7 protein-coding genes and 1 pseudogene are annotated in these 6,652 nt (G+C 65.1%); 1 reads left to right on the plus strand and 7 read right to left on the minus strand.

Annotated features, from left to right (window positions below; genetic code table 11):
- Positions 1-62: 62 nt before the first annotated feature.
- The gene (locus VGD10_RS02715) at positions 63-527 is read left to right on the plus strand and encodes an Lrp/AsnC family transcriptional regulator (protein ID WP_331039260.1); all 465 of its coding nucleotides are present in this window, start codon (positions 63-65) and stop codon (positions 525-527) included.
- On the opposite strand, the gene VGD10_RS02720 is transcribed toward VGD10_RS02715, so the two are convergent.
- The 7 genes and pseudogenes from VGD10_RS02720 to VGD10_RS02750 all read right to left on the minus strand — a co-directional run.
- On the minus strand, positions 514-1,245 hold the full coding sequence (locus VGD10_RS02720) for a metallophosphoesterase family protein (protein WP_331039261.1): 732 nt from the start codon (positions 1,243-1,245) through the stop codon (positions 514-516). The genes VGD10_RS02715 and VGD10_RS02720 overlap by 14 nt on opposite strands.
- Positions 1,226-2,014, minus strand: coding sequence for a nucleotidyltransferase family protein (locus VGD10_RS02725; RefSeq protein WP_331039262.1), 789 nt, complete (start codon positions 2,012-2,014; stop codon positions 1,226-1,228). The genes VGD10_RS02720 and VGD10_RS02725 overlap by 20 nt, the downstream gene beginning before the upstream one ends.
- 40 nt (positions 2,015-2,054) lie before the next feature.
- Entirely contained in the window at positions 2,055-2,825 is a 771-nt protein-coding gene (gene xth / locus VGD10_RS02730) for an exodeoxyribonuclease III (protein ID WP_331039263.1), read from the minus strand.
- The gene (locus VGD10_RS02735; RefSeq protein WP_331039264.1) at positions 2,822-3,679 is read right to left on the minus strand and encodes a hypothetical protein; all 858 of its coding nucleotides are present in this window, start codon (positions 3,677-3,679) and stop codon (positions 2,822-2,824) included. Before VGD10_RS02735 ends, xth begins: the two co-directional genes overlap by 4 nt.
- Positions 3,676-4,593 (minus strand): cysteine synthase A, encoded by a 918-nt coding sequence (cysK, locus tag VGD10_RS02740; RefSeq protein ID WP_331039265.1) that lies wholly within the window; start codon positions 4,591-4,593, stop codon positions 3,676-3,678. Before cysK ends, VGD10_RS02735 begins: the two co-directional genes overlap by 4 nt.
- Positions 4,590-5,930 carry an MFS transporter gene (locus VGD10_RS02745; protein ID WP_331039266.1) on the minus strand — a complete coding sequence of 447 codons (1,341 nt, stop codon included), beginning with the start codon at positions 5,928-5,930 and terminating at the stop codon, positions 4,590-4,592. The genes cysK and VGD10_RS02745 overlap by 4 nt, the downstream gene beginning before the upstream one ends.
- Positions 5,931-6,209: 279 nt before the next feature.
- Positions 6,210-6,652, minus strand: a pseudogene (locus tag VGD10_RS02750) (hypothetical protein); the annotation flags it as partial.

A 6,652-nucleotide genomic window follows, 5' to 3' on the forward strand; every position in this document is an offset into this window, starting at 1 on the left:
CACTTTGATCTCCCACGCCTTCTGCTATTGGAAATATATTCCAAGCAGAGGACCTGCCGCAGATGGATTCTACCGACCTCAAGATCCTCGCCATTCTTCAGGAGGACGCCTCGCTTCCAGTCGCAGAGGTCGCAGCGCGGGTGAACCTGTCGCAGACGCCCTGCTGGCGGCGCATTCAGAAGCTGGAGCAGGCGGGGGTGATCCAGCGTACCGTCGCCATCCTCGATCCGGCGAAGATTGGAATGGACATCACGGTGTTCGTTTCGATTGAGACCGGAGATCATTCGCCGGAATGGCTTGCCCGCTTTTCGGAAACGGTTTCGGCGATGCCGGAAGTGATGGACATCTATCGAATGGCGGGGGAGACGGATTACCTCCTCCGCGTGGTGGTGCCGAGCATGGCCTCCTTCGACGACTTCTACCGCAGCCTCATCGCCAAGGTGCAGCTCAAGAACGTCACCTCGCAATTCGCCATGGAGCGGGTGAAGAGCAGCACCGCCTATCCGCTTGGCCCTACACCTCGATAAGGGCGTACGGGCGGCCTTTTTCCTCCTGCACCACGAATTGGGCGCAATTGTAGACGGGAACGCCGCGCGGCGTCTGCCCTTGGAAGGCGCCCCGATGCGCGTGTCCGTGCACCACCGCCTTCACATTTTCGAACCGGTCCACTGCGTCGGCAAGCCGCGAGGAGCCGAGAAAGGGAAAGATCTCCTTCGGCTCACCCTCGACGGTCTCCGCTATGGGCGAATAATGGAGCACAGCCACCGTTCGCTCGGTCTTCAGCGACCGGAGGGCGTTTTCGAGCTTCCGTGCCTCGTTGATGGATTCATCTACGAAGACCTTGATCGCTTCCTCGCCGAAGGCGCCGAGCTCGCCCCGTCCGAAGCCGCCGATGAAGCCTTTGACCCCGGCAAAGCCGACGCCCTCCACCACTGCGGCTTGCTCGTCGAGCACGGTGACGCCCGCCTGGTGCAGTATCTCCTTCACCTTGTCGGGTTGGCCGCATTCGTAGTCGTGGTTGCCGAGCACGCCGACCATCGGGATGGTGCAGGCGCGGAGGTCCTCGGCAAGAATTTCCGCTTCGCTGGTCTTACCGAAATTGGTGAGGTCGCCGCAAAGCGCCACCACGTCGGCCACTTCCGAAATCTCCACGAAGAGATCGCGGTAGCGCTTCTCCGAAGTCTCAGAAACGTGAAGATCGCCGATCGCGGCCAGCTTGATCGTCTCAATGGGCTGGTCGTTCATGCTTTTCGTCTATTCCCTTACCTACGACGTCGGCGAAACCCCATTCGCTGACGTCGATCACGAAATCGGTTGGGCTGAGCGCGCGGCCGCGGCAGATCTTCACGCCTGCGGGCGGCATCGCATCCTGCGCCTGGAGGCGCTCCAGCAGCTCCTTGAACAGCCAGCGCGGGATGAGGTCGCGCTCGGTCGGATAGATGAAGCGGAAGAGGAGGACATTGATCAGCAGCACTTCCCAATAAAGCTCGAGCGAGGAGAGCAGCCAGCGCCAGTCTATCTCGTCATGCTTCTTGAGGATGGTGTGGACGATGTCCGCGCCGTCATAGCGGTAGCGGGTCTGAAGGAAGAGCTTCGACAGGATGAATTGCGTCGGCGGCGTGATGCGGACGGTGGTGCCGTAGACCTCCACCTCCGACACATTCTCGAACCACTCGTCGGTGATCGGAATGTTGGCCGAGGAGATGTTGAAGATGACGTCGAAGAAGTTCTTCCCGCGCCAGACCTTCCCGATCCAGCGCTCGTCCTCCATCTCGATCTCGTAACCGCGTTCCTTGAAGAAGCTCAGGATCTTCGGCGCGTCGCTCGGCTTGCAGAAGACGTCGAGGTCCTTGGTCGGCCGGACGATGCCGGTGAAGCAGGAGAGGGCGTAGGTGCCGGACAGCAGGAAGGGTACCCGCGACTCATTGAGGAGCTTCAGGCTCTCCACGTAGAAATCGACCGCTTCGGGGGGTGGCTCGAAGCTGGCGGCATCAAGGATTTGGGTGTCGCTCATTGCAGGCTGAACGGCGGTTCGGGAGAAGCGTTCCCGCCCCTTAACGAAGCACGACCCAGGTCGGCGCGTGATCGCTGGTGCCCTCCCGGCCGCGCACGTCGCGGTCGACGCCGCCGCTTTCCAGGCGGGCCGCTGCTTCGTCGGAGAGGAGCAGGTGATCGATGCGGATCCCTGCATCGCGGGCGAAGGCGTTCCGCCAGTAATCCCAGAAGGTGTAAATGCGCTCGTCCGGGTGGAGGTGACGAATCGCGTCCGTCCAGCCCTGAGCGAGGATCGCTTCAAACGCGGCGCGCGCTTCCGGCTGCATCAGCGCATCGTCCGCCCAGCGCTCCGGTTTATAGACGTCGAAGTCGGTCGGGATGACGTTATAGTCACCCGCAAGCACGACCGGCAGGTCCGCCGCGAGCAGTTTGGCCGCATGATCCGCAAAGCGCTTCAGCCAGCGGAGCTTGTAATCGAATTTCGGGCCCGGCTGTGGGTTGCCATTGGGGGCATAGAGGCAGCCGATCAGCACGCCGCAGACCGCCGCCTCGATATAGCGGGCATGATCGTCCTCCGGCTCGCCGGGAAGACCGCGCCGCGTTTCGACCGGATCGCAGTCGCGGCCGAGGATGGCGACACCGTTCCACCGGCTCTGCCCGTACCAGATTGCGCCGTAGCCCGCTTTCTCAATTGCCTTGGCGGGAAACTTCTCGTCAGGCGCCTTCAGCTCCTGAAGGCAGACGGCATCGGGCTGCGTCTCCTCGAGCCATTCGAGGAGGACGGGAAGGCGGCCGTTGATGCCGTTGACGTTGAAGGTTGCAATCTTCACCGCAGCGCGGAACGCACGGCCTCCCCAAAACGCTGCGGCGCCTGCGGATCGTGGCCGAGGTAGAGGTCGGGTTCGACCAGCTCCAGCTCGATGAGAGCAGGCTGTCCTTCCAGATCGCGAACGAGGTCGACGCGGGCGTAGAGGAGATCTTCGCCCGCGGCGTTCAGCGCAGCTTCGGCGGCGGCGATTTCGCCGGGCGCGGGATCGTGCGGCGTGATGATGCCGTCATATTCGGGCTGGACGCGGAAGTCGCCCGGCTGCGGCACCTTGCGGATTGCGTGGCTGAAGCGGCCGCCCAGATAGATGAGCGAGATTTCGCCTTCGGTCTCAATCGATGGGAGGTACGGCTGGATCATCGCCTCGCTGGTCGGAGCGTCGCCGAGCGGTGCGCCGGGCGACCAGCGGATCGTCTGGAAGGCGCCGGCAGAGATGCGGGGCTTAGCGACCAGGCGATCGGCGCCGAACGCTCCTGCCGCCTCTGCTAGGGCGTCTTCGGATACTCGATCGATGAAGCGAGTGGGGACGATGCGGGCGCCGCTCTCGGCGAGGCGCTGGAGGTAGAGCTTGTCGGCATTCCAGCGGAGGACGTCAGGCGGGTTCTGGAGCCGAATGCTGCGTGCAGCCCAGCTAGCGACCTGGTCGTTCCAGCGGTCCGAAACGTGATAGCCCCAGACGAGGAGCGGCAGGACGAGTGGAAAGTCCGCAAGGTCTTCCCCATCCGTCCAGCTCCTGCCTTCAACCTCGAGACCGGCCGCTTCGAGCGGCGCCGCCATGCGGCCGAGCACGTCCCGCCAGCGCGAGCTATACCAGGGCCCGGCCGCGTCGGGCGTCAGGATTGCGACCCGCTCGCTCATTCGGGGAGGAAGTCCGGCACCGAAAGGTAGCGTTCGCCAGTATCGTAGTTGAAGCCGAGCACTCGCTTGTCCGTACCGATCTCACCAAGCTTCTGCTGGATTGCGGCGAGCGTCGCGCCGGAGCTGATGCCGACCAGCATGCCTTCCTCCCGCGCGGCGCGGCGCGCCATTTCCTTGGCGTCGTTCGGATCGATCTGGATGATGCCGTCGAGGAGATCCGTCTGCATAATCGCCGGAACGAAGCCCGCGCCGATGCCCTGGATCGGGTGCGGGCCCGGTTGGCCGCCGGAGAGAACCGGCGACAGGGTCGGCTCGACCGCAAAGACCTGAAGGTTCGGCCATTCCTTCTTCAGCGCCTGGGCGCAGGCGGTGATGTGGCCGCCGGTGCCGACGCCGGTGATGAGGACGTTGATCGGATTGTCGCGAAAGTCGGCGAGGATTTCCGGAACGGTGGTGCGGAGGTGCACGTCCACGTTCGCCGGGTTCTCGAACTGTTGCGGGGTCCAGCCGCCCGGCGTCTGCTCGCGAAGCTCCTGCGCACGAGCGATAGCGGCCTTCATTCCGCCTTCGCGCGGCGTCAGGTCAAAGGTCGCGCCATAGGCGAGCATCAGGCGGCGCCGCTCCAGGCTCATGCTTTCCGGCATGACGAGGACGAGCTTGTAGCCCTTGACTGCGGCGACCATGGCGAGGCCGATGCCGGTATTGCCGCTGGTCGGCTCGATGATCGTGCCGCCCGGCTTCAGTGCACCGGAACGTTCGGCGTCCTCGACCATGGCGAGGGCGATGCGGTCTTTGATAGACGCGCCGGGATTGGCGCGTTCGGACTTGATCCAGACTTCGGCGTCGCCGAACAGGCGGTTGATGCGGATGTGCGGCGTGTTGCCGATGGTTTCGAGGATGTTGCCGGCTTTCATGGCTGTCCTTTCTCGGCTTGAGGATTGAGGCCTGCGACCATCGCAGGGAGTTCGACATCCGGGCGGTCCTTGCCCGGCTGATCGGCGAGGATTTGCTGATCCGGCGCGACGAAGCGGTCGGCGCGGCGGAGGCTTGGGACGGCCCTGGCGCTGATGCCGGTTACGGCGACCGCATGCGCGCCGCCGCCGACCACCGCGACCACCGGCCCGAAGGCGGCGCCCGCGAGGCCGGCGCGGAATTCGCCAAGCTCATTCGAGGCGGAAATGAAGAGGCCGGAAACTGCGGAGACGCGCCCGCGCATCGCATCGGGCGTGTGGAGCTGGATGAGCGAGGAGCGGACATAGACGCTGATCATGTCGGCCGCGCCGAGCACGAACAGGCTTGCCAGCGAGAGCCACATCACCCGGCTTTCGCCGAACACGATGGTGGCGAGACCGAACAAAGCGACGCAGGCGAACATCTTGATGCCAACATGGCGCTTCAGCGGGCGGCGCGCGAGGATGAGGGCAGTGAGCGCCGCACCGACGGCAGGCGCGGCGCGGAGCGCACCGAGGCCTTCGGAGCCGACGTGGAGGATATCGCGGGCATAAACCGGCAGCATCGCCGTGGCGCCGCCGAGCAGGACGGCGAAGAGGTCGAGAGTGATGGCGCCGAGCACGATCTTGTTGTCGCGCACATAAGCGAGGCCCTCGATCACCGCCCGGAGCGGGTGGCTTTCGCCGGCATTGCCCTTCGGGATGGGGCGGATGATCAGCATCGCACCGACAGCAATGGCGAAGAGCACTGCCGAGGCTTCGTAAGGAAGGGCGGTACTGAGGGCATAGGCGCCACCGCCGAGCAGCGGCCCAGCCACCGCACCCGCCTGCCAGGCGATCGAGTTAAGGGCGATGGCGCTCGGCAGCAGTTCCTTGGGCACAAGGTTCGGCGCGAAGGAGGCCAGCGCGGGGCCCGCAAAGGCGCGGCCGATGCCGAGCGCAACGGCTACCGCGAAGAGCGGGGCGAGCGACATGGCGTCGGCCCAGACGAGCGCGGCCAGCGCCGCCGCGCAGACCAGCTCCAGCGTTAGGCTTGCCCGGACGATCCAGCGGCGGTCGATCCGATCGGCGACATAGCCGGCGACGAGCGTCAGCAGGAACAGCGGCAGGAATTGCGCGAGGCCAACCATACCCAGCCAGAAGGAGGCGCGCTCAATGCTCATGCCGTCGGCGCGGGCGATGTCGTAAACGTGGATGCCGATGACGACGACGAGCATGGTGGATGCGATCGTGCTCGCCAGCCGCGCCGCCCAGAAAGCGCGATAGTCGCGATATTGAAAGGGCGAGGCCGAGGCGGTCATGAAGCCGCCACGTAGGCCGGGGCGAAGAGCGCTTCAACCGCGGAAAGAGCAAAGCGGAGAAACTGCTCACCGCGCGCGGCGGATGAGGAGGAAATTGCGGCGGGACGCCGATCCGCGCGGCTTTTCTCCGGCGCCGCATGCCGCGGAAAACCGCCGAAGTTCACGGAGTGCATGGGCTTTGCCGCTCTTTTCGTGAACTTCCTGCGGAAAACGCACTTTGTACAACGGTTTGTGCAGAAACGTTCAAAGTCCATCGCCACCTACGCCGCTTCCCCTCTGTCAAAAGGTGGTAATCCGAAATTCCCGGACGCGCGGCTTCTTCCGTTCCTCCGCCGCCCGGGCTTCCGCCTCCGCTGCTGCTTTGCGGACGGCAGCGCGGCGGAGGTCTTCTTCGCGGAGCGACTTGCGGTAGGCGCGGACCCGTGCCGCCTCAGCGCGCTGCTCCTCTATGTCCTTCCCGCGCCCGGAGAGGATCGCGATGGCCATCCGGTCGAACTGGCGGAACTCCATGCGAACGATCCGCCCGCGCCGGACGACAGGAACCCAGCCGCCATGCATCGCCCGGTCGATCACGCAGTCGCGCGTGGCGTCGATGCCGATCGCGACCGCCATGTGCCAGGCCGCCGCAAAGCTTTCCGCGCCGGCGCGTTCGCGCAGCGCATAGGCACCGCGCACGGACTTGCCAACCTGGCGCGCCGCCGCGGTGGCGCTGCCGCAGCGGG

The organism is Allosphingosinicella sp., from assembly GCF_036402135.1.
Taxonomy (GTDB): Bacteria; Pseudomonadota; Alphaproteobacteria; order Sphingomonadales; family Sphingomonadaceae; genus Allosphingosinicella.